The organism is Leptolyngbya sp. BC1307, from assembly GCF_002286735.1.
Taxonomy (GTDB): Bacteria; Cyanobacteriota; Cyanobacteriia; order Phormidesmidales; family Phormidesmidaceae; genus Phormidesmis.
This window is the reverse complement of the sequence record NZ_NRTA01000014.1, coordinates 21,376-42,821: the sequence shown is the minus strand read 5'-3', so window position 1 is coordinate 42,821 and position 21,446 is coordinate 21,376. Positions and strand designations below refer to the sequence as shown.

The following is a 21,446-nucleotide window of genomic DNA, read 5'->3' as shown; positions in this document are numbered from 1 at the left end:
CGCTGAACTGAATCAGCCGGTCCAGGGCGTGCGGAAAGAAGGAAAGAGGGTCAGACCGCCATCGACAAAGAGGGTTTGGCCGGTGATATAGGCAGCGTCATCAGAGGCTAAAAAGGCGGCAACAGCGGCCATTTCCTCAGGCGTACCCGAGCGGCCCATAGGAATACGACTTTCAATATCTGCCTTTTTTTGCGGATCGTCTTTCCAGGGGTTAATCGGCGTCAGGGTCGCGCCGGGAGCGAATGAGTTGATGCGAATATTGTCGCGGGCGTACTCTAACGCCAAGGTGCGGGTCATGCCTCGCATTCCTGACTTGCTCATGGTGTAGCCCACATACTGCGGTCGCGGAATCAGCTCATGCACGCTGGAGTCGTTGATGATTACACCGGCTTGGCTATGGGAGAGGAAGTGAGCGATCGCCTGCCGCGCACACAAAAAAGCTCCCCGCATGTTGATATCGATCATCTTGTCAAACTTCTCTATCGGGATTTCGTGAGAAGCGCCCTGAATTTGCATCCCGGCGTTGTTGATCAAAATATCTAGCCCGCCAAACGTAGATATTACCTGCTCAAACATGGCAGTAACGTCTTCTTCTTTAGAGACATCAGCCTGCACTGTCATATCTTTGAGACCGCTAATACCCGCAGTCGCACTAGCCGCTCTCATTTGCTCAATCGTCTTAGCGGCTTCTTCTTCACCTTTGTAGTAGTTCACCGCCACATGAGCCCCTTCTGCCGCAAATCGCACGGCGATCGCCTGGCCAATGCCGCTACTGGCTCCAGTAACTAATACGTTTTTGTTCTTCAGCCCGCGCATACACATGTGATCCTTAAATTGAGAAAATGAAAAGTTGAGAAAATGAAAATGAGAAGAGGGTCTCTAGATTGAGAGAGTGCCTTATGCAGTATAAAGGGTCAGCCTCCCGCTTGAGCCTTAGTCAAGGCGTCAACTTCAGCTAGCGATCGCAAGGTTGCCTCTTAAGAGGGAGAACAGTTCTGTCTCTCTGTAGAGGCTATTTATCCAGTTATTTTTTAGTTTGTAAACAAATGCAAACACTGCTGTCGAAATTAATGGCAGAGGTGAATGCCTTTTGCTGCCGCCGTCCAACCAGACATCTAAATGTCTGGGCGAAGGCAGATTGTTTAAAGGATAGAGGCTCTATGGAAAATACAGACAGTCAAAACAAGCAGGCCGCGCTAGACAACAAAAGCGCCTACGCTGGCAATGTCTCGCCTGATCCTGAAATGGATACAGAAGAGCTGGGCACACAGGCTGGTCTGAATATTAAGCCAGAGGAGCCGCTATCGGTTGCTGAAGACCTGAAAAAGCGCGATCAGCGTCGCTATGAACTCGACGTAGATTCTAGAGCAAACGGATCGGTATCAGATCAAGCTGACACCGCCCCCATCGACATCACCCAGACTGAAACCGGTCAGATCGAAGCCATTCGAACGCAGTCGGTACAGTCAGGTCAAGCGGGTGGCTAAGGGATATTACCCCTGTGGCCGCAAAGCGCGCGACTGCCTCTAGAAACTTATCTAGAAGCAGCCAAACACTAACCAAAACACTAATTAGAAGGATACCAAATCTATGGAAACTAAAACATCAGGACAAGCGTTTGAAGAAGGCAAAGACGCCGCTGGCAATCTGTTAAATAAAGCAGATAGCAAAGAGAACAAGGTGCTGAATGCGGTTAGCAAAGCCCAAGATGTCATTGGGCAAGCAACGCCAGTTCCGACTGACTTTGACGCTGTCTCTTCACCGACTGATTTAAAGAACCGGTTAGAGTGGGGAGAGCCTGCGCTATCGATTTTAGATGTGCGCGATCGCGATGCCTTCAACCACGAGCGCATCATGGGTGCAATTACAATGCCCATGGCCGACCTCACCGAGCGTGCTGGAAGTTCCTTCGAGCCCGAGCGAGACCTATTTGTCTATGGCGCATCTGACGAAGAGACCGCTGCTGCCGTTACGCAGCTCAGCTCAGCTGGATTTCAAAAAGTTAGCGCCATTAAAGGTGGCTTGCCCGCTTGGAAGGCCATTGGCGGCCAGATAGAGGGCCGAGTCTCTCTCTAAGGCTTTGCTAAGACAGGATACTGAGATCAGGAATTAGGAGTCCTCTGCCGCTGACAGACTGCTATTACTGGCTAGATTTTAGCGATAGAGATCTCTCAGGACTAAATCTCAGAAACCTCAGTCAAAAAGGGCGTTGGTCACCACGGCTAGCGTCCTTTTTAGCGGCCTGACTTTATTGACTATTTATTGGGCTATCTGACAGAACCGTGGCCATCAGACCAAAAAGGATCGGTTATTGCGACTTTTACATCCGGCCTGCTGCGGATACATTGTGATTTAGATTAGCACTCTCAGCTATCGAGTGCTAAATTTTGAAATGGAAAACTCGTAACAACTGGCATATGGCGAAATTAGTATTATTTAATGAAAAGTCGCGTCAAGCACTTGAACGCGGCGTCAATGCCCTGGCGGATGCAGTCAAGATCACCATGGGACCCAAAGGCCGCAATGTCGTGCTTGAGAAGAAGTTTGGGGCTCCCCAAATCGTCAACGACGGCATCACAATTGCCAAAGAAATTGAATTAGAAGACCCGTACGAAAACACAGGGGCTCGCCTGATTCAAGAAGTCGCCTCTAAGACTAAAGATCTCGCTGGCGATGGCACAACGACCGCTACCGTTTTAGCCCAAGCCCTGATCCGAGAAGGCTTAAAAAACGTCGCTGCTGGCGCTAACCCCGTGAGTCTGCGTCGCGGCATCGAAAAAGCAGTCGCTCAGCTGGTGTCTGACATCGCTGCCGCCGCTAGGCCGGTAGAGGGCAACGAGATTGCTCAGGTGGCAGCCGTTTCCTCAGGTAACGACGAGATGGTGGGCGACATGGTGGCCCAAGCCATGGAAAAAGTGACCAAAGATGGCGTCATCACCGTTGAAGAATCCAAGTCTTTAGAAACTGAGCTAGACGTAGTCGAAGGCATGCAGATTGACCGGGGTTACATGTCGCCCTACTTCGTCACCGATCAAGAGCGCATGATCGTCGAGCTAGAAAACGCTCGGGTTTTGATCGTCGATAAAAAAATCAGCTCTGTGCAAGACTTAGTCCCCGTGCTAGAGCAAGTGACCCGTTCGGGTCAGCCCCTGCTGATTATTGCTGAAGACGTAGAAGGCGAAGCCCTCGCAACCCTGGTAGTCAACAAGGCGCGCGGTGTGCTCAACGCGGCTTCGATCAAGTCGCCGGGCTTTGGCGAGCGTCGCAAAGCGCTACTCGCAGATATTGCCGTGCTCACGGGCGGACAGGTGATCTCTGAAGATGTGGGTCTTAGCCTGGAGAGCGCGACTCTCGATATGCTAGGCGTCGCCAGTAAGATCAACATTACCAAAGACACCACGACGATTGTCTCTGAGAATGGTAACAAGGCCGACATCGACAAGCGCGTCGAGCAAATTCGCAAAGAGCTAGCGCTGACTGACTCTGACTACGACAAAGAGAAGCTTGCTGAGCGGCTAGCCAAGCTAGCAGGCGGCGTAGCGGTGATCAAAGTGGGCGCAGCCACAGAGACCGAGCTTAAAGATCGCAAACTGCGAATTGAAGATGCTCTCAGCGCGACCAAAGCGGCTGTAGAAGAAGGAATCGTGCCCGGCGGCGGCGCAACTTTACTGCACCTGGCACAAAACCTGGAGTCTTTAAAAGCCTCTCTCTCCGATGAGGAGAGAACTGGAGTAGACATTGTCATGCGAGCGCTCGAAGCGCCCCTACGGCAGATTGCTGATAACGCTGGCGTAGAAGGCTCAGTCGTCGTCGAGAAGGTTAAAGTGATGGACTTTAACCACGGCTACAACGCCATGACCAACCAGTACGAAGATCTGATGGCTAGCGGCATTGTTGACCCGGCAAAAGTAGTGCGCTCTGCATTGCAAGATGCGGCCTCAGTCGCTGGCATGGTCTTAACGACAGAAGTGCTGGTCGTTGAAAAGCCTGAACCCGAAGCACCGATGCCTGACGGTGGCATGGGCGGCATGGGTGGTATGGGTGGTATGGGTGGCATGGGCGGCATGGGCGGCATGGGCATGATGTAGTGCCTGCTGCTTGAGCAACGCTGTCTTTTTCCCGGCTAGCTAAGCCAATCGAGACAATATCGCCATAAATAAGGAGGGGTAGTTGATTCAGCTATCTCTCCTTTTTTATTGTGCAGCGATCGCCTGCGATCGGGCCTGAGCTGACAGGGATGGTGCTAATGTACTATTGAGATCTATGCCTGCAAGAACGCTCGGGAGAAGATCATGGCAAATAACCTGACGGCACCTCAGCTTTCTATGAACGAGCTGACCGGGCGAGTTTTGGATATGGCTCAGACGGGTGTTTACAGGGAGTCGCTATTCGAGACATTTCGGCCAGCAGCGACGAAGCGACAGGTGCGAGAGGCGATCGCACTTGCCAAACAGTTTGGCCTACAGTCCGACCCTACTTTGCGCGACGCTGAGCTAGGCACCTACTACCAGGTCGATCCGCTCAAAGTGCAATCTTTTCAAGCGGCCATTCAGCATTCAGTCGTACTGACAGCAGGAGACGATATGGCCCAACGCATTCAGCTAGCGACCCAGACGGTGAAGCTGATGCTGGTGGTTTCAGGTGGCGGCGCGATCGCGCTACTGCTGATCGGCGGCAGCTATCTGTTAGCGGGCAAGTCGGAGGCGGCTGCGATGTGGTGGACTAGCGCCCTCTGTACCGGTGGCATCTGGCTGTGGCAAAAAAGTGTAGCCAAACCCATGCTCTAACGCTCCTTTCCCCTTTTTTATCCTTTCCCCTTATTCCTTTCTCCCTTTCCCTTTTACAGAGACTTGATCCCCCAAAAGCTCACCCAAATCACAGCATGCCATTTCGGCACTTCCTCTTTTTCAGCAATGCGGCCAGCCTGGCGGTCTACTTTAAAGAGGGCATCAGCCGTACAGCAGTCTTCCAAAATGACGGTCGTCACCGAAAATAGAGACTGACCGTAGGGAATAACATCGCCGATTCGGGGCAGCAGCGGGGCGCGCATATACCAGTTCAGCGGATTGTTAGGAGCCTGCTGAACGCTCTCTGACTGCTGATCAGGAAAATAGAGTACCTTGCAGAGGTAGGGAAAGCGCTGCTCCAGTGCGGATGTGGTGTAGTTGCTTCTCATACCTATCATTGTGCTTTATAGAACACCTCTACGTAAATACGCTTGGGTTGAATATATAAAATCCACATTTTTTGACATTTAGCTTCATAGCTTTGTCACTATAAAGTGTCCTTTCCTGGTTATCTAGTCGCCTAAATGCTCTTACTTCAAGAGACGGTCAACCTTCCCATTTCGCCGATTGATGTCGATCTTCGCAACAATCTGATTGCTTCGGTGGTCGGCTTACTGCTAGTCAGCGCCCTACGGATGGGGGGGACGCGCCTGATCAACCAGCAAATTGACGATCCTCGGCTGCGGTATGCCTGGCGCAAATGGATTGGCTACCTTTGCTACGGCCTGTATGGGTTTGCGCTGGTGGTCATGTGGCTACCCGATATGCGGGGCCTATCTACCTTTTTAGGCCTGTTTTCGGCGGGCTTAGCCGTCGTTTTGCGAGACCCGCTGGTCAACTTGGTGGGGTGGTTATTTATTCTCTGGCGACAGCCGTTTCAGATGGGCGATCGCATTCAAGTTGGCAGTCATTCGGGCGACGTAATCGACATTGCCGTATTTCAGTTTACCATGATGGAAATTGGCAACTGGGTAGAGGCCGATCAGAGCACCGGACGAATTATTCATGTGCCCAATGGTCAGGTGTTTCAGCAGGCGATCGCCAACTACTCCCAGGGCTTCAAATACATTTGGAACGAAATCTCAGTCCTGGTGACCTTCGAGAGCAACTGGGAATCTGCCAAAAAAATTCTGCTGGTTCAAGTCAACACTCACGCCGAACATCTCAGCAGCATCGCCGAACAGCATCTGCGCCAGAGCGGGCACAAGTATATGATCTTCTATTCCAAGCTCACCCCCACGGTATACACCACTGTCAAAGAAAGCGGCATCTTGCTAACGATGCGCTACCTTTGCGAGCCGCGCCAGCGCCGGGGCACAGAGCAGGAGCTATGGGAAGGCGTCCTGCGCGAGTTTGCCAAAAATCGCGATATTTCTCTGGCCTATCCGACCCAGCGCTTCTTTACCACTGCAGTCGATACAGACGCCCCTGCCACACCCAGGTCGAAATAGCACTTGGCTGCATTTTTTAATTTTTGCCGTCTGCCAGCGCCGCCGACTTAAGATTAGGCAGCCTCAGCGTGACTAGCTCAGCTAGGAGGGGGTGGTCACCGATGAAAAACCGGTCCTCACTAGCGACCTCTACGGCTAGTGGCCAGCGGCCATGTAATGACAACGCCTTCTAAATCAAGCTAGTGCCGCTTAAGTAGAAATCGTAGACACTGAGCCGCCGTCAACCCGCCAGTTGGAGCCGACTACATAGCTGGCCTGCTCAGAGCACAAAAAGGCGATCACAGCAGCGACTTCGTCAGCGCGGCCTCGTCTGCCTACTTCGATGCCCGGGCGTTTTTCGGCCAAAAAGCTTTTGACGGCTTCGTCCATGCTGACGCCCTTTTCTTCAGAGCGCGATCGCATCATCGCATTCGTCATCGCTGTCTCAACAAAAGCCGGAGAGACCATATTGGTGAGCACTCCATCTTTGGCATACGCCTTAGAGAGGTTTTTAGTCAGATTGAGCGTACCTGCCTTACAAGAGCAGTAAGGCATATCTTCGGTGTAGGGCTGCACGGCATCTTCCGAACCTAGCAGCACTATTCGGCCCCATCCGGCTTCGCGCATTGCCGGAATAAAAGCCCGGCACACTCGCACGGTGCCCATCAGGTTGACATTGATAGTGTGCATCCAGCCTTCGTCATCAATCTCTAAAAAGTCGCCTACCGCGCCTGTGATGCCCGCTGCATGCACCACAATTTCAGCCGGTCCGAAGTGTTCTGTGATTTTGTCTCTGGCCGCTTCTACCTGCTCCAGGCTGGTAATATCGGCCTTAGCTGCAAACGGGTCACCAAAGGCTTTGAGATCATCGATCTCATCAAAAGAGCGGTTGAGGATCGCGACTTTAGCGCCTTCTTTAAGCAAAATTTCGGCAGTTGCTTTGCCAATACCCGAGTCACCACCAGTGACAACAGCAACTTTATCCTTCAGACCAAAATCCATAGAACCTGACTCCTTGACGTTAAAGCCGATGGTGGGATTCGAACCCACGGCCTGCTCATTACGAATGAGCTGCTCTACCCCTGAGCCACATCGGCAATTTGAGTTCGCATTATAGCAGTCAGCGCCTGTTGGCAGTTACTAAGCCCTGTAAAAAAACGCGCGGAAAATCTATAAAGCGGAGCAGCGAGTGCTTACCTTACGGGCGCGACATGGCACAATTGGTACTGAGACAACGCATCAGTTTAGGGCGGCTATGGCCAAAAAGAAACCATCAGGAAAAAGCCGAAAGCAAGGGCAACCGGGTAAGAAGAGCACCAACATGCCCCGCCAAACACCGCGCCAGACACCACCTAGTGGCATGAGCCAGGAGCGTTATGATCGCTTGCTCGCCGAAGCTGAAGCGCCTTACAAAGGTCTGCGCAAGTTTATCTACGCGGCTTTTGGGGCATCGGGTGCCATTGGGGGATTTGTCTTTTTCGCCAAGATTTTGGCCGGGCGTGACCTGGCTGACTCTCTGCCTAACTTTGCGCTGCAAATGGGCGTCGTTGCACTCATGGTATTTTTATTTCGCTGGGAAGACCGTCAGGAAAAGAGTGAGTGATAGCGATCGCAAAGTCTGTGGCTCATACGTCTGGCCGTAATCCGGTCGTATTAGTCCACGGTATCTGGAATACAGCGAGTATCTTTTCGATCCTGAAGGCTCACCTGGAAGATCAAGGCTGGTCAGTCTACGCTCTGAGTATGACGCCAAACAACGGCGACGCCCGGCTAGAGACGCTTGCTGAACAGGTGGGTCAGTTTGTAGATAAGTGCGTGGGGCCACAGCAGCCTATAGATTTGGTCGGGTTCAGCATGGGCGGGCTGGTAAGCCGCTACTATGTGCAGCGGCTGGGCGGGTTGGGCCGAGTGCAGCGGCTAGTGACGGTGTCGGCTCCTCACCGGGGCACGGCTTTAGGGTTGTTTAGCGATCGCCCAGGCGTCCGGCAAATGCGACCGGGTAGCGCGTTCTTAAAGTCGCTTAACCGAGATCTCCACCAGCTGGAGATGCTGCGGTTTGTCTCCCTATGGACGCCGTTTGATCTACTGATTTTGCCACCCTGGAGTTCTCAACTGAAGGTAGGGCAAGGGCGACGACTGTCAGTGCCCAGCCACAACCGAATGATCTGCGATCCGCAGGGGCTAAGAGAAATTGCGCGATCGCTCCACAGCTAACCAGATTTTGGGCGATCGCCACTCTCTAATGAGCATCGCCGACTTGAGAATACTGCAGCTCGCCAAAAACCGCGCTGGGGTAAACGTAGTACTTAAATTCCAGCAAATTATGAAACGGATCTTCTAAAAAGAAGGTGCGATGTTCTATGCGCTCTCCTTTAAAGCGGTGCTTCGGCTGCTGGTAGAAGGTGAGCCCGTTATCTTTGGCCCGCTGCAAAAAGTCTTCCCACGCTGCCTCAGTGGCAAAAGTCAGCCCAAAATGATGCGGATAAATGCCCCGCTGCGGCGTCAGCGGTTCTCTCACGATGTGAGCGACTAGCTGGTGACCCTGCAGATTCAAGATCAGCGAGCCTTTACCCTCACGACCGACTTCGCAGCCCAACCCTTCGACGTAAAAGCGTTTAGTGTCAGCAATGTTTTCAATTGGAAAAGACAGGTGAAAAATAGTACTCATACCGTTCAGTTCACTATCAAGGACAACAGCACTTTCTATTGTCTCTGGTTAGAGAAGCAATTTTGTAATGCGTGCTACAGCCAAAAAGGGCAATAGGCAGGTACATCTGACATAGGTAAACTGGTCTATAGGCATTCCTAGAATGAGTTTCAACGCTTTTTGAGCATTGCTTGAGCCGTACTACTGCGGCACCCTATGACTGTGCTACTGTGGCTGATAGCGGCTTTTTTGAGGAGCCAGCTTTGACGAAGTCAGCCCAGAAGAAGCAGCCCAGAAGAGACAGCCCGTTCAAAAAAAAGTTCACAGTAAAGATATATCCCATATCTAAAGTCTTGTAATCCATACTCTAGAGACAGTCTAGAGACGCTTTTATGTCAATTTACGTTGGAAACCTGTCTTTTGATGCCGCTCAAGATGACCTCCACCAGGTCTTTGCAGAGTACGGTTCGGTTAAGTCTGTCAAGCTCCCCACAGACCGCGAGACCGGTCGCGTGAGAGGATTTGCCTTTGTAGAAATGAGCAGTGAAGCAGAAGAATCGGCTGCGATTGAAGCATTGGACGGCGCTGAGTGGATGGGCCGCACGCTTAAGGTCAATAAGGCCAGGCCACGCACTTAAGGATCGTAGCGGACAGCTACGGCCAATGACTGCCACACACAGACTCGCCGAAGGTTCATTCTTCGGTGAGTTCATATTTTATATTTGGGTTCATATTTTATATTTGGGAAGGATAAAAGCGCAGTCTCTTTGTCGCTTAACGCTTGGATTGCTTAACCGCAGCACTCTCAAGCAGTCGGCAAACTGAAGAGGGCAAACTGAAGAGGGCAAACTGAAGAGGGCAAACTGAAGAGATAGACCGCTCAGCGTTTAATCGCTTCAGCTACGTACCCTTCCCAATTGCACCCCGCTTTGAAACTTACCGCCAAACAAAAAGAGCAGCTGAGCCGTCCGCGCCCGTTTTTATTTTTAGCTGTTCTCGGTGTGTTTGGCTTGCCCTGGGTGGTCTTATTCTGGAGCGGTGTGCAGGCCCGGCAGCAGCAAGCGCAAATGGCGGTAGAGGCAAATACCTTCTTTGCTCAGTTCCCAACCTATCAGCGCAATGCCGCCGCCCGGCAGTTTGATCAGATGGCGGCAGATCTAGGCTTTATTCCGAATGATCCCAGCAGTTTATTTTTTCGCGTCCGGCCAGAAGCTGAGCGGGCCTATCAGACGATTGAAGAGACGCTAAGCGAGTTTCTCCGGCAGCAAGCGGCTAAGGTGTCAGGACCGCTAGACTCGCCGCCCCCAGTTCTGAGCACCTATCTCAATGCCCATAGAGAAGCGATCGCTGCTGCCCAATCTCAAATTTTGGAGAGCGAAGCGCCCCGGTGGGAAATGGATTTTGAGCGGATGTCTGAGCTGAACTATCCGTTTCCTGGCTTTGTCAATGTTTTCAATCTGCAGAAGCTGCTGTTGCTCGCTGCTATTGACCATAGCCATCAAGGGCGGCAAGATGAGATGCTGACAGCGTTAGAAGCTTCATGGCGGCTGAACCAGGCGATCGCTCAGCGTCCCGACCTGGTCTCTCAGATGCTGGTGTCAGTCGTTTCTGAGCAGCAGGCAGGCGTTCTGCGACATTTGGAGAATGTGCCTGCTATCTGGCAAACCCGGCTAACTCAGCAGAGTCAGCGCCCATCGGTCATAGCCGGTCTGCAATTTGATGCCTGGTTGCAGTATCAAATCTCTCAGAGATCGCTGCTGCGCCTGATCCAGCGACCCGGCGCTATGACAGATCTAGAAAAACTGTTGGCAACGCTATCTTACTGGTTTTCACCTGCTTACGGGTTGGAGCTGACCGCCATCGATACTACTCGCACCGCTCATCGGGCGCTCGATCAGCTGACCCCTCTAGATATCTGTGCTACGCCACTGCCGATCGCCGAACTCATCTTGAGTCAGGAGAAAACAGCCTGGTGGAATTCAGCGACAGCGATATCGCCGGTAGTGGTGGCCCAGCGTTGGCGAGCAGCAGGCGATCGCGCCCTCACCCTAGAACTCACCCAAAAAGTCTTACAGGCTAAGCAGCTCTCTCAATCGGGGCAGTGGCCCAATCAGCTACCAAACCTGGCCTCTGAGGTTTGCCCAGAAGAAAGGTGGATTTACGAACGCACCGATGACAACACCATCACGCTGTCTCTGAGCGCTCAGCGAATGCCTGCGCCTGCAGTCCCTTTCAGCTATCAGTCTAGCGGTAAGTGACGGTGCAGTCGTTCTAGATATCATAAAAAAGCTCTGAGAACGGGGTGCGCTCAGAGCCTGATAAATGAAGGACATAGTCTGCTAGATAAGTCAGCTAGCCAACGCGCGCGATCGCCTTCTCAGAGACGCTGTAAGTGCCGCCTCGTCCCCGATACCACTCACCACTACGGGCACCCGCAGACAAAATATTAGAGACACGGTTGCGGGCTTTTAAGAAGTAATTCTCGGGCATGTCTTCTTTAAAGACTGCACTCATAACGTCGGCAATCTTAAAGACGTTACCGGGCTGAGCCTGCAACACGCCAACAACGACATCGGGCAGAGGCGCTTGGCGATAGGTCTCTTGCACGTAGCGGTGCCAGTTGGATGATCTACCGCTCTGCTTGGCTGTTGCCTTAGCATCTGGCTTAACTTCAGGCTTAGCTTCAGACGAATCAGCAGATACGGCGGCTTTTGCGTTGGCCGGGCGACCGCGCTTCGCTTTAGTCTTAGTGGCCTTAGCGTTAGTGGTCTTAGCTGTGGTCGCTTTTGTTTTTCTTTTAGTAACTGCTTTGGTTTTGGTCGTCTGGTTAGCGACGGGCTCTTCGGTGGGCTCTTCGGTGGGCTCTTCGGTGAGCTCTTCGATAGGCTCTTCGGCGGGCGCTGATTCGACAATTTCAGGAATGTCAGCGGTTGCAGGTGCTCTACCTGACTCAAACATCGCAATAACAGTACGAATGCCTTTGCGCTTTTCCTGCAGTTGCTTTAGCTGAGCTTCTAACGTACTCGCTTGTGCCGACAGCTCAGAATCCACTTCTAAGAGCTGGGGCAAAACAGATGTAGACATAGGTCATATTCTCCGTGATTGTGTTTAGGTTTTAGTATTGATGTTTTGGTGAAAGTGCCTTGCAGCAGAAGTTCCGGCAGTGTCTGCAGGAAAACCTTTACCTGAAATGCTTTTGGACGAAATATCTTTTTCGAGAATAACACTATTAAAACACTTTCTTCTTTTTAATCAAGTCTTTTTTCGACTTTTTTTTTGCGAATATCCGGGAGATTACAGAATAGTCCGGTCTAAATCAACGGCTGTATGCCCTGCTCACATAACATTCAGAGAGAGCAAGTGGCTGTATTTGAACATGACAACTTTCAGCTTTTAGCTATTGCACAAAAGCCGGCGACCCTTATGCCGTGGGCTTTTTCGCCAAAACAGATGCCAAAACAGATGTTGGGGCCTCCCAACAATTACCAGCCATCGCTCTGCTACTAATGGCATTGATCCATGACATTAGGCGATCGCCAGGACGCACCTAGCCTTGCACTCAGACATTTTTAGAGTCTCTATCGCGCCTGCTCTACCTTTTGCCAGCCATACTTAATCACTAAAAAGAGAGTGATCAGCGTGAACAGCCCAGCAGCTAGCCAAATCCGAACTGCTTGCAGGGGCCAGAGACTGATGAGCCCTAGCCCTAAGCCATTGGCTATCAAAACGGCTCGCCGATCAGAGATACCGTGCGGGGTAATAGGCGGAGACTGCCCTGGCCACAGCTGTATGCCCGCTAGCAGATTGAACCAGAGCTGACTGAAGATAATAGCGATTACTCCCCACTGAAGAGAAACCAGCGCCGCGTAAAATCCGACCGCTTCTAGAACAACAGTACTAACAGTGACTTTGGAGAAATGACGTAGACGAGAGTCCTCCTGTAATTCGGCAACCGCTGCAATATTATTGAGATCTACGATGGCCATATGCGCGAGTTCTGGGCAGAACAGTGCCAATGACAGTGACAGCAGCCGCTGCGCTCCGCTGATGTGACTTACTGTCAGACTTAATGCTGGGTCAGCCGCCTGAATGAGCAATCCCAACCCTGCTGGCAAAAACACTAGGAGAATGAGGATACGAAGCGCGCGCATAAGATAGAGAAAGAACGTTGCTAAACGGCATCATACCCGTTTAGCTGCCTCTATCTGGAAGAACGCCCTGAGCTTTATCTTTATCTCTGATAGCATCAGTCACTAGTGAGCCCTCCTATCGATTATGACCTCTTCCAGGCGTTACATTCTTACCCTCTCTTGCCCAGACCGCATTGGCATCGTCGCCGCAGTCAGCTCACTGATAGCCGATAGCCACGGCTGGATCAGTGAGGCTCAGCACCACTCAGAGCAGGAGGGCCAGCGTTTTTTATGCGGCAAGAGATCTTAGCGGACTCTCTCCCCTTCAAGCTTGGGGAGTTGCAGCAGCGATTTCGCCCGATAGCAGAGCAGTTTAAAATGGACTGGGCCATTCGAGACTCGGCGCAGAGAAAGCGCGTAGCGCTCTTAGTGTCTAAAAGTAGCCATTGCCTTGACGACCTGCTGTCGCGGTGGCGCAGCCATGAGTTAGCCATCGACATCGTCTGCGTTATCTCTAACCACGAGGCGTTTCGCGGATTAGTTGAGTGGCACGGCATTCCTTTTCATCATGTGCCTGTCAGCCGTGAGACCAAAGCGGCAGCCTGCGAAGAGATGATGGCTCACTTTGAAGCCGTAGGGGGAGAGGTGATGGTGCTTGCGCGCTATATGCAGATTTTGTCGGCAACCATGTGCGATCGCTACCCAGGCCGCATTATCAATATTCACCATTCTTTTCTACCGTCGTTTATCGGGGCCAAACCCTATCACCAAGCCCATACTCGCGGGGTAAAGCTCATTGGAGCCACCTGTCACTATGTGACTAAAGATCTAGACTGCGGTCCCATCATCGATCAAGACGTGCTGCGCGTCGATCACTCCGATTCACCCGGCGACCTAGCCCGCTACGGCAAGGACATTGAAAAAACAGTCTTGGCTAGAGGGCTCCGCTACCATATCGAAGACCGGGTCATGCTGCATAATCACAAGACAATTGTGTTTCGCTAGCCGTTTCGCTAACCACTGCTGCCCGCACAGTCTGCAAAAGCGGTCATTGATAGCAAACTCCAGGAATAGACGAAACTGATGACAAGATTTTTACACAATTGTTTGATCGCTTAGCAAAGGTCGCAGAAAACGCTACACTCACTTTGTACAAAGACAATCTCGCAGAGACTGTCACAATAAGCAACAAGGAAACCATTACTGCTATGAGGATTTTTAAAAAATGAGCGACCCTGTCCTTTCCCAGCTTGTTTCTGTTGAGACTGACCTCGCCCAGCAAGTCGAAACCTTAGAAACCAAACTTTCTCAGCTACAAGAGCAGCGGCAGGGCTTACGTACTGTGATCAACATGTTCCAAGCGTCAGATGGCGAAGAGGCTGTCGTTTCAGAACCTGCTCTCGTGGAGCCGATGGCTGAAGAACCCGCAGCTGAAGAACCCGCAGCTGAAGAACCTGTAGCTGAAAAGAGCGAACCTGCTGCCAAGAAAACGACTAAGACAGCAGCTAAGGCCAAATCAGGGCGGGAGCCAAAGGCTGACAAAACATCCACACCACGTAAGAAAAAGGACGGCAGAGCGGCGAACTGGCAAAAGTATGTTCAAGCTGAGTACCACGAAGCAGCTTTACCTGAAGCGGTGAGCAGTGTTTTGCGCTCTCAGCCCTCAGAGGTGTTTACGATCGCCGATGTGATGTCTTCTATCTTTAGTGAAGACATGCCACGCCCCTCCTTCCTCAAGGCTCGGAACCGCATCTCTAATATTTTGTCAGCGGGCGCTCGTGACGGCACCTGGTATCGGGGTCGCAACGGTCGCTACTCTCAGTCGGAGAGTGTCACTAAGGCAAAGTAACCGTCAGCCGTTTTGTCTGCGTCTATATATCCAATATCCATTAGCCAATATCTATTAGCCAATATCCATTAGATATATAAGATGTAGACTTCAAAAGTCGGCTCAACAGATCAGACCCGCCAACTGAGACCAGCTACAACTGTTAACAGCGCAAGCCTATGCTCATAGACAATCCCTGGCTGGTGGCGATCGCCCTCAATACCGTTTTGGTGGCGATCGCCTTCATACTACCCAAAAAGCTGCTCACCCCGGCAGGCTATGGCAATGCCTGGGTGTTGGGGGTGATCTTGTGGGGGGCTTTAGGCTGGCGGGCGTATGTTGTCACCCTGTTTTATTTTTTTGTGGGTTCAGCGGTGACTAAAGTCGGCATGGCCCAAAAAGAGGCCTACGGCATTGCTGAGGCGCGCGGAGGTGTGCGCGGGCCTGGCAACGTTTGGGGCTCGGCGCTGACGGGCGCGGTGTGCGCGGTGGGAGTCGTGGCCGTGCGGCTGTTTTACCCTAGCGGATTATCCCTATGGCAACCGCTGCTGGCGTTGGGGTTTGTCGCTTCTTTGAGCACTAAGCTATCGGATACGAGCGCGACTGAGATCGGTAAAGCTTACGGTCAGCGAACATTTTTGATTACGACGCTACAGCCCGTTCCACGCGGCACCGAAGGCGCGGTTAGCCTGGAAGGGACAGCAGCAGGAATAGTCGCTTCGCTGGCGCTAGCGGCGCTGGCTTGGGCAATCGGGCTAATTTCTCCACTGGGTGTAGGCATTTGTGCGATCGCAGCTTTTGGCGCAACCACAGTAGAGAGCCTGATCGGGGCAACTGTTGAAGAAAAATTTGGCTGGCTGACCCACGACCTGGTCAACATCATCAATACGACGGTCGGCGCGATTTTGGCAATCGGATTAGGCTGGCTGCTGGTTTAGTTTTCAGCCGCTTCGATTACTTTTTGACTATTTACAGATGTTAGGGACTGAGTATCCGGCTAAAATTACGCTGAGGCTGAGACAGAAAGCTCAGAAAGAAAAAGTTTTGTAAACGAAAAGCCGTGTGTTTTTGTTAGAAAACCCTATAAAATGTAATTAATCAGAGAGAAACTGGTCAAGTTATAGATAATGACTGACATACCAGACTGAATGAATCTGAATGCTGTTTAGTTACTCTATGCTGGCTTTAACTCTAGGCAGGTCATTGATCCGCCAATTTGACTGACCCTCTTAAAAACCATAGACGATTGCAGAGCAACGACCCTCCTATGATGAGTACGGTTACTGAGGAAAACTTTGATCAAGAAGTTCTGGCCTCTTCAGTCCCAGCGTTTGTTCATTTTTCTGCGCCCTGGTGTGGCATTTGCAAGCTCGTGACACCTGTTTTGACCAGCATTCAGGCTGAATGGCCCGGCCCAGTCAATCTGTTTTGTGTCAATGCCGATGAGAATTTTAAGCTGGCCAATCGCTACCAGCTCAGGAGCCTACCAACTCTCTTATATATAGAGAGGGGCGAGGTTTTGCAGCGGATTGAAGGGTTTCAAAGCCGTCAGGCTTTTCAGGCCAAGCTAAAAGATATTGCCTATCGGCAGCGGCTAGAAACTGCCTTTACCCCTCAGTCAGTTCAGCGGTAGCTACCCTATAGATAGCCCTGTAGCAAGAAGTCTTCGCCGACGGCTGTCATCTGCACCCGGTTCAGCAGTCGAGCCTCGTTCATGTGTCTCAGGCCCAGATCGCCTAGAGGAGACGGAGCCGTGGTGCCGCCAATCAGCTTGGGAGCAATAAAGGCCCAGACCTTTTGCACAGTTCCCGCTGCGATCGCCTCAGCCGCCAGCGTCCCCCCACATTCCCACAGCACGCTCAGCAACCCCCGCTGATAGAGGGCGGTCATGGCGACAGTTGGGGTCAGCGCTTCAAAGCTAACGACTTCAACGCCTTGCTCTTGCAGAGCCGCTAATACCGATGGGTCAGCGCCTGTTTGCGTCATCACCAGCGTCGGCGCTATGGCGGTATTCCACAGGTTTGCCGTTGTGGGCAGGTTGAGCTGGCGGCTCATGACGATCCGCAGTGGATTGCGATCGCCGACTCCGTGACTGGTTAGATTGGGGTTATCCTGGCGCACCGTATTGCCGCCGACAATGACCGCATCGCACTGGCTGCGCAGCCGATGGACCTGCTGGCGGGACTCAGGGCCGCTCACCCAAGCGCTGTGGCCAGTGGTCGTGGCAATTTTGCCATCTAGCGTCATGGCATATTTCAAAATGCCAAAGGGACGGTGGTGCGTCACCCGGTGAATAAATGCTTCGTTGAGCTGTCGGCAGCGATCGCCTTCTATGCCAACACTCACCTCAATACCCGCCGCCCGCAGTTTCTCAATGCCGCCGCTCGCTTTAGGGTTGGGGTCAGCCATGCCAATCACGACCCGGCGCACACCCGCGCGAATCACCGCTTCACTACAGGGCGGCGTTTGGCCATAGTGGTTGCAGGGCTCCAAATTGACATAGAGCGTCGCGCCGCTGGCCCGACTGCCCGCTGCTCGCAGCGCAAAAATCTCAGCGTGAGGCTCACCCGCCCGAGGATGATAGCCTTCGCCTACAATCTGACCGGCCTGAGCAATCACAGCGCCAACTAGCGGATTAGGCGCTGTGTGGCCAGCCGCCTGAGCAGCCAGTTCACAGCAGCGCACCATCATCGCAGCTTCTATGGGGTCATCGGCAGATGGAGAGTGGATCTTTGACTGGGTCATGGTTTAGCGTAGCCTTCTCTGCGAGTATGTATCCGTACGCTCGCTATACAAGTACAGTATCGATGATTCGCTGACGAGCAATTTTATGTCATTTCGTCTCTTGCCCCTAGGAAAGCTTAAATACTGGCTGGCGGCTCTCAGTGCGGCGCTGCTGTGGGCACTACCGGGGCTAGCTCAAATCCCCCCTAATAGTTTGGTTCCTGGCAACGCCTCATCACTCGATGCTACGCCCGCGCCCGCCAACTCATCTGAAGGGCTATCGGCGACTAGTCGGCTGCTGCCCGAGCAGTGGACGATCATGCCAGAGTCAATTGCGGCTGCCCCGATTTACTTAGATGGCAGAACGCTGTTTTGGGTGAGCGCACCGACTGTCGTCGGTCAGTGGCCCGCCGAAGAACGGGCGCAAGAAATTCAGCAGCGGCTATATACCCTGGCCCGGTCAGACAGTTCGCCAGAGGTCACAGTGGAAACTGACGAGCCCAGTAACTTGCCGGTCATCTTTATCAACGACCAGCCGCTGTTAACGGTTACGGCGCTTGATGCCCGGTTGAGTGGTCACGCTAATCCGGACAATCGCGCTGAGGCGCTTGCCGAAACGCTGCGGACTGCTTTTAGCCGCTATCAGCGAGAGCGTGAACCTGGTTTTTGGCAGCGGCAGGCTCGCATTGGAGTCATCATCGTCGTGATTGCCAGCCTTTTACAAATCGCCGTCAGGCGCATCGGCCGTAAGCTACAGCAGCGACAGGTGCGCCTGGCCAATGCCCAAACCCAGCTTGGTCAGGCTAGGAGCGGCAGTTACCCCATGGTAGAAGCCTCACCTATGAGCTTAAACACTGTTCTCGAACAGCTCAAGGCTCGATTGGATAATCATCAAAAGCGCAAAATCAACGAAGTTGAGCGCGGGCTGTTGGTTTTATTTCAACTTGGCCTGTGGATCAGCAGCCTGCTGTGGATACTGGCTCTATTTCCCTACAGCCGCTGGCTATCGACGCTTTTGCTTCAGTGGATGAAAATTCCAGCTAAGATTTTGCTGATTGTAGGGCTGGCTTCTCTGACGGTGCGAATAAGCAGCCTGGTGATCGATAAAGTTAGCCTGGCTCTGCAGGAAGGTACGCGGTGGGCACCGGATAAGTCGCAGCGGCTGAATTTGAGATTTTCAACCTTTTCTCAGGTAGCTAAGGGTCTAGTGGGGGCGATTATCTTCGGGGTGACGGTGCTGGTGGCGCTGGCGATCGCTGGCGTTCAAATTGGCCCAGTGCTCGCAGGTGCTGGCATCATCGGCGTGGGCATTTCGCTCGCCTCACAAAGCCTGATCAAAGACTTCATCAATGGCTTTTTGATCCTGGCTGAAGACCATTTCGGCATAGGCGATGTGATCACGGTACAGGAGCTAACAGGCGCAGTTGAGCATGTCAATTTGCGCATTACGCAGCTGCGTGACATCGAAGGCCGCCTGATCACTATTCCCAATAGCCAGATCAGCATCGTCCAAAATCTCTCAAAAGATTGGGCACAAGTCGATTTCTCCGTGAGCGTAGCGACCACCACCGATCTGAATAAGGCGCTGTCTCTGCTGAAAGAAACGGCCTCTGAGCTAGCTGAAGATGTCCAATGGCAGCCGCTGATTTTAGAACCGCCAGAAGTTCTGGGCGTCGATAAAGTCGATCATACCGGTATTAACCTGCGCCTGCTGCTCAAAACTCAGCCGCTCAAGCAGTGGCCCGTCGCTTTTGAGCTGCGGCAGCGCATTAAGCAGTCATTTGACCAGGCGGGCATTGCCATCGGGGTCCCGCAAGAACAGCTGGAACTTCGTTGGAAAAAGCGAGCCGATACCAATAGCGGGCAAACAGCTGCAGTTCAGCTACGCGCAGAAGAGGTCACTCAGTCCGACTCTGCTCACTGAATGCCATCTTCAGGAAAAACCCACTTAGGCCCCTCGCTGGCACGTTCTTGCTGTTTGCGACGCACTGCCTCGGCGGCCATCTCCAGTATGTCGTCTAGAGAAGTGTTTTCGATAAACGCCGACGCCTGCTGCCGCGATTCTTTGTGAGGGCACTGGTCACCTAGTACGCAGCCGTCTTTACAAGCTTCGGCACAGTTGATTTCTGTCATGATCTGATGGAATTAAAATGAAACGTCCTCTATTACCCATGTTAGAGGATGGCGATCGCCAGTATCTCTATCGGGTGTTAAATTGCGACAGCGATCGCTCAATCCACCTCAGCCAAACAGACCCTGAGCGCATCTATGAGCTGATCGATATGGGCGGGCGTATGCGTTGCCATCACGCTCATGCGCAGTCGGCTAATCGGCACGGTCGGCGGTCGCACGGCTGAGATAAAAATGCCCCGGTCTTTCAGTTGCTGCCCCAGCCTGAGAACGGTCGCTGCGTCTTTCACTTGCAAACAAATAATGGCGGAATCGGAGGGCAGTCGTTTTAGGGTGGCTTGCTGAGCAGGGGGCAAATCGCTCAAAAGCTGATCGAGCTGCTGAGTCAGGTAGCGGGCATTGGCGTGGAGCTGTGCTAAGCGATCAGGAGAGTGCTGGAGTAGGGCGATCGCTGCCAGTGCCGCCGCCGCATCTGCGGGTGAGAGTCCGGTCGTATAGATCCAGCTCGGCGCTCGGTTGCGCAAAAACTCAATCAGTTCACCACTGCCAGCAACATAGCCACCCAAGCTCGCAAAGGCTTTACTGAGCGTGCCCATTTGCACCATCGGCCAATGAGTGCAGCCAAAGTGCTCAGCGCAGCCTGCCCCGGTTTTACCCAAAACGCCAGCGCTATGGGCTTCGTCGATCATCACCATCGCCTCAAAGCGACCAGCCAACTCCAAAATCTCGGGCAGCAGGCACACATCCCCATCCATGCCGAAAACGCCGTCTGTCAAAATCAGGCACCGGCGATAAGCAGCGCGATGTTGAAGCAGAGCGTTAGCCAGTTCAGCGAGATCGCTGTGACGATAAGCAATGACGGTGGCTCCGCTCAGCGACGCGCCATTTTTCAGGCTGGCATGGTTATACGCATCGGCCAAAATCAGATCGCGGCTGTTGACTAGGGCGGTGATTGTGCCGATGTTTGCCAAATAGCCACTGCTAAAAACCAGGGCGGCTTCGGTGCCTTTGAGATGAGCGATCGCCTGCTCCAATTCAGCGTGCAAGGGTCGATGGCCACTTAGCAGACGAGAGCCAGTTGCGCCTGTGCCATAGGTTCGGGTGGCCGCGATCGCCCGTTCTGCCACATGCGGATCGCTCGCCAAGCCCAGATAGTCATTACTGGCAAAATTAACCAGGGCGCGGCCCGCCATCGTCACGACCGGCCCAGGTAGACCTTCGATAGTCTGAACGCTGCGATACCAGTCAGCATGGTGGAGGGTGCGCAGAGATTTCTTCACCCAGCTATAGGGATCGGGCATGGCATTATCAGGCAGCCAGAGTCAGGCAGCCAGAGTCAGGCAGTCATACAGCCAGCGTTAGCTTGCAGAAAGCTGTGCGAATTGGCTAACTGGCACTTTTTCTGCTGGCGCTGCTGCTCGAAGTGTTTATCGTGAGGGTCTTCGCTAGCTCAATCATAGTATGCAAAACAAATGGATTTCACTCTTAGCGGCAGGGGCGATCACCCTGGGCGGTCTGGCCTTATTCCACCGACAGTTGTTTTGGGGCTTTATGCTCGCTAGCTACTATTTTGCTGATAAAAGCGACCCTTACTAGCCTTGGGATGGCTGCGCCGACCCCACCTCCCAAGCCGAACTCGACGCCTGGATAGCGCATTCAAAAGCCACTGGCGAACCGCTCTGCGATCCGGACGTGGTTAATTTCCAGTTTCCAGAGTCTTCAGAAGCACCCATGTAGCTGAAAAGCGGACTCTGGCTATGGGAGAGCGCC

23 protein-coding genes, 1 tRNA gene and 1 pseudogene are annotated in these 21,446 nt (G+C 52.8%); 15 read left to right on the top strand and 10 right to left on the bottom strand.

Annotated elements, in window-relative coordinates; translation table 11 throughout:
• Positions 1-12: 12 nt before the first annotated feature.
• On the bottom strand, positions 13-816 hold the full coding sequence (locus CKL79_RS10225) for a glucose 1-dehydrogenase (RefSeq protein WP_121969482.1): 804 nt from the start codon (positions 814-816) through the stop codon (positions 13-15).
• 344 nt (positions 817-1,160) lie between these two features.
• Between CKL79_RS10225 and CKL79_RS10220 the strand changes: the two genes are divergently transcribed.
• The 4 genes from CKL79_RS10220 to CKL79_RS10205 all read left to right on the top strand — a co-directional run bounded on the left by CKL79_RS10220 (position 1,161) and on the right by CKL79_RS10205 (position 4,787).
• Complete coding sequence (locus CKL79_RS10220; RefSeq protein WP_121969481.1) at positions 1,161-1,487, top strand: DUF6335 family protein; 327 nt, start codon at positions 1,161-1,163, stop codon at positions 1,485-1,487.
• Positions 1,488-1,590: 103 nt separating this feature from the next.
• Positions 1,591-2,076 carry a rhodanese-like domain-containing protein gene (locus CKL79_RS10215; RefSeq protein WP_121969480.1) on the top strand — a complete coding sequence of 162 codons (486 nt, stop codon included), beginning with the start codon at positions 1,591-1,593 and terminating at the stop codon, positions 2,074-2,076.
• Between the two features lie 341 nt (positions 2,077-2,417).
• Positions 2,418-4,088, top strand: a complete 1,671-nt coding sequence (gene groL / locus CKL79_RS10210; RefSeq protein ID WP_121969479.1) for a chaperonin GroEL — start codon at positions 2,418-2,420, stop codon at positions 4,086-4,088.
• Between the two features lie 204 nt (positions 4,089-4,292).
• Complete coding sequence (locus tag CKL79_RS10205) at positions 4,293-4,787, top strand: hypothetical protein (protein ID WP_240518785.1); 495 nt, start codon at positions 4,293-4,295, stop codon at positions 4,785-4,787.
• A gap of 53 nt (positions 4,788-4,840) precedes the next feature.
• Here CKL79_RS10205 and CKL79_RS10200 read toward each other — a convergent pair whose 3' ends face one another.
• Positions 4,841-5,176 carry a hypothetical protein gene (locus tag CKL79_RS10200; protein WP_121969478.1) on the bottom strand — a complete coding sequence of 112 codons (336 nt, stop codon included), beginning with the start codon at positions 5,174-5,176 and terminating at the stop codon, positions 4,841-4,843.
• A 135-nt stretch (positions 5,177-5,311) separates the two neighbouring features.
• On the opposite strand from CKL79_RS10200, the gene CKL79_RS10195 reads away from it, so the two are divergent.
• On the top strand, positions 5,312-6,238 hold the full coding sequence (locus CKL79_RS10195) for a mechanosensitive ion channel family protein (RefSeq protein WP_121969477.1): 927 nt from the start codon (positions 5,312-5,314) through the stop codon (positions 6,236-6,238).
• Positions 6,239-6,427: 189 nt separating this feature from the next.
• On the opposite strand, the gene CKL79_RS10190 is transcribed toward CKL79_RS10195, so the two are convergent.
• Positions 6,428-7,219 carry an SDR family oxidoreductase gene (locus CKL79_RS10190; RefSeq protein WP_121969476.1) on the bottom strand — a complete coding sequence of 264 codons (792 nt, stop codon included), beginning with the start codon at positions 7,217-7,219 and terminating at the stop codon, positions 6,428-6,430.
• A gap of 23 nt (positions 7,220-7,242) precedes the next feature.
• Positions 7,243-7,314, bottom strand: a tRNA-Thr gene (locus CKL79_RS10185).
• A gap of 224 nt (positions 7,315-7,538) precedes the next feature.
• Here CKL79_RS10185 and CKL79_RS10180 point away from each other — a divergent pair.
• Both CKL79_RS10180 and CKL79_RS10175 read left to right on the top strand, forming a co-directional pair.
• Positions 7,539-7,820, top strand: coding sequence for a DUF3493 domain-containing protein (locus tag CKL79_RS10180; protein ID WP_121969534.1), 282 nt, complete (start codon positions 7,539-7,541; stop codon positions 7,818-7,820).
• A 17-nt stretch (positions 7,821-7,837) separates the two neighbouring features.
• Positions 7,838-8,431, top strand: a complete 594-nt coding sequence (locus tag CKL79_RS10175) for a triacylglycerol lipase (protein WP_121969533.1) — start codon at positions 7,838-7,840, stop codon at positions 8,429-8,431.
• A 25-nt stretch (positions 8,432-8,456) separates the two neighbouring features.
• On the opposite strand, the gene CKL79_RS10170 is transcribed toward CKL79_RS10175, so the two are convergent.
• Positions 8,457-8,885 carry a VOC family protein gene (locus CKL79_RS10170; RefSeq protein ID WP_121969475.1) on the bottom strand — a complete coding sequence of 143 codons (429 nt, stop codon included), beginning with the start codon at positions 8,883-8,885 and terminating at the stop codon, positions 8,457-8,459.
• A gap of 371 nt (positions 8,886-9,256) precedes the next feature.
• Here CKL79_RS10170 and CKL79_RS10165 point away from each other — a divergent pair, with 371 nt between their 5' ends.
• Together CKL79_RS10165 and CKL79_RS10160 are read left to right on the top strand one after the other, a co-directional pair.
• The gene (locus CKL79_RS10165) at positions 9,257-9,502 is read left to right on the top strand and encodes an RNA-binding protein (RefSeq protein ID WP_121969474.1); all 246 of its coding nucleotides are present in this window, start codon (positions 9,257-9,259) and stop codon (positions 9,500-9,502) included.
• 291 nt (positions 9,503-9,793) lie between these two features.
• Positions 9,794-11,122 carry a hypothetical protein gene (locus CKL79_RS10160; protein ID WP_121969473.1) on the top strand — a complete coding sequence of 443 codons (1,329 nt, stop codon included), beginning with the start codon at positions 9,794-9,796 and terminating at the stop codon, positions 11,120-11,122.
• A gap of 94 nt (positions 11,123-11,216) precedes the next feature.
• Here CKL79_RS10160 and CKL79_RS10155 read toward each other — a convergent pair whose 3' ends face one another.
• Together CKL79_RS10155 and CKL79_RS10145 are read right to left on the bottom strand one after the other, a co-directional pair.
• On the bottom strand, positions 11,217-11,948 hold the full coding sequence (locus tag CKL79_RS10155) for a hypothetical protein (RefSeq protein WP_121969472.1): 732 nt from the start codon (positions 11,946-11,948) through the stop codon (positions 11,217-11,219).
• A gap of 494 nt (positions 11,949-12,442) precedes the next feature.
• The gene (locus CKL79_RS10145; RefSeq protein ID WP_121969470.1) at positions 12,443-13,015 is read right to left on the bottom strand and encodes a hypothetical protein; all 573 of its coding nucleotides are present in this window, start codon (positions 13,013-13,015) and stop codon (positions 12,443-12,445) included.
• A gap of 124 nt (positions 13,016-13,139) precedes the next feature.
• Here CKL79_RS10145 and purU point away from each other — a divergent pair.
• The 4 genes and pseudogenes from purU (at position 13,140) to CKL79_RS10125 (ending at position 16,455) form a co-directional block, all read left to right on the top strand.
• Positions 13,140-13,999 (top strand): annotated as a pseudogene (gene purU, locus CKL79_RS10140) (formyltetrahydrofolate deformylase).
• A 220-nt stretch (positions 14,000-14,219) separates the two neighbouring features.
• Positions 14,220-14,843 carry a hypothetical protein gene (locus CKL79_RS10135; RefSeq protein ID WP_121969469.1) on the top strand — a complete coding sequence of 208 codons (624 nt, stop codon included), beginning with the start codon at positions 14,220-14,222 and terminating at the stop codon, positions 14,841-14,843.
• 158 nt (positions 14,844-15,001) lie between these two features.
• Positions 15,002-15,760, top strand: a complete 759-nt coding sequence (locus tag CKL79_RS10130) for a TIGR00297 family protein (RefSeq protein WP_121969468.1) — start codon at positions 15,002-15,004, stop codon at positions 15,758-15,760.
• 329 nt (positions 15,761-16,089) lie between these two features.
• Positions 16,090-16,455, top strand: coding sequence for a thioredoxin domain-containing protein (locus CKL79_RS10125; protein ID WP_121969467.1), 366 nt, complete (start codon positions 16,090-16,092; stop codon positions 16,453-16,455).
• 5 nt (positions 16,456-16,460) lie between these two features.
• On the opposite strand, the gene ribD is transcribed toward CKL79_RS10125, so the two are convergent.
• On the bottom strand, positions 16,461-17,567 hold the full coding sequence (gene ribD, locus CKL79_RS10120) for a bifunctional diaminohydroxyphosphoribosylaminopyrimidine deaminase/5-amino-6-(5-phosphoribosylamino)uracil reductase RibD (protein ID WP_121969466.1): 1,107 nt from the start codon (positions 17,565-17,567) through the stop codon (positions 16,461-16,463).
• Between the two features lie 85 nt (positions 17,568-17,652).
• Here ribD and CKL79_RS10115 point away from each other — a divergent pair, with 85 nt between their 5' ends.
• Positions 17,653-19,470: a mechanosensitive ion channel family protein gene (locus CKL79_RS10115; protein WP_121969465.1), complete on the top strand. Its 1,818-nt coding sequence runs from the start codon at positions 17,653-17,655 to the stop codon at positions 19,468-19,470.
• Here CKL79_RS10115 and CKL79_RS10110 read toward each other — a convergent pair.
• Together CKL79_RS10110 and bioF are read right to left on the bottom strand one after the other, a co-directional pair.
• The gene (locus CKL79_RS10110; RefSeq protein ID WP_121969464.1) at positions 19,464-19,679 is read right to left on the bottom strand and encodes a hypothetical protein; all 216 of its coding nucleotides are present in this window, start codon (positions 19,677-19,679) and stop codon (positions 19,464-19,466) included. The genes CKL79_RS10115 and CKL79_RS10110 overlap by 7 nt on opposite strands.
• Before the next feature lie 98 nt (positions 19,680-19,777).
• Positions 19,778-20,977 (bottom strand): 8-amino-7-oxononanoate synthase, encoded by a 1,200-nt coding sequence (gene bioF, locus CKL79_RS10105; RefSeq protein ID WP_121969463.1) that lies wholly within the window; start codon positions 20,975-20,977, stop codon positions 19,778-19,780.
• A 160-nt stretch (positions 20,978-21,137) separates the two neighbouring features.
• Between bioF and CKL79_RS24175 the strand changes: the two genes are divergently transcribed.
• Positions 21,138-21,272: a hypothetical protein gene (locus tag CKL79_RS24175; RefSeq protein ID WP_276299797.1), complete on the top strand. Its 135-nt coding sequence runs from the start codon at positions 21,138-21,140 to the stop codon at positions 21,270-21,272.
• The last annotated feature ends 174 nt before the right edge of the window (positions 21,273-21,446 follow it).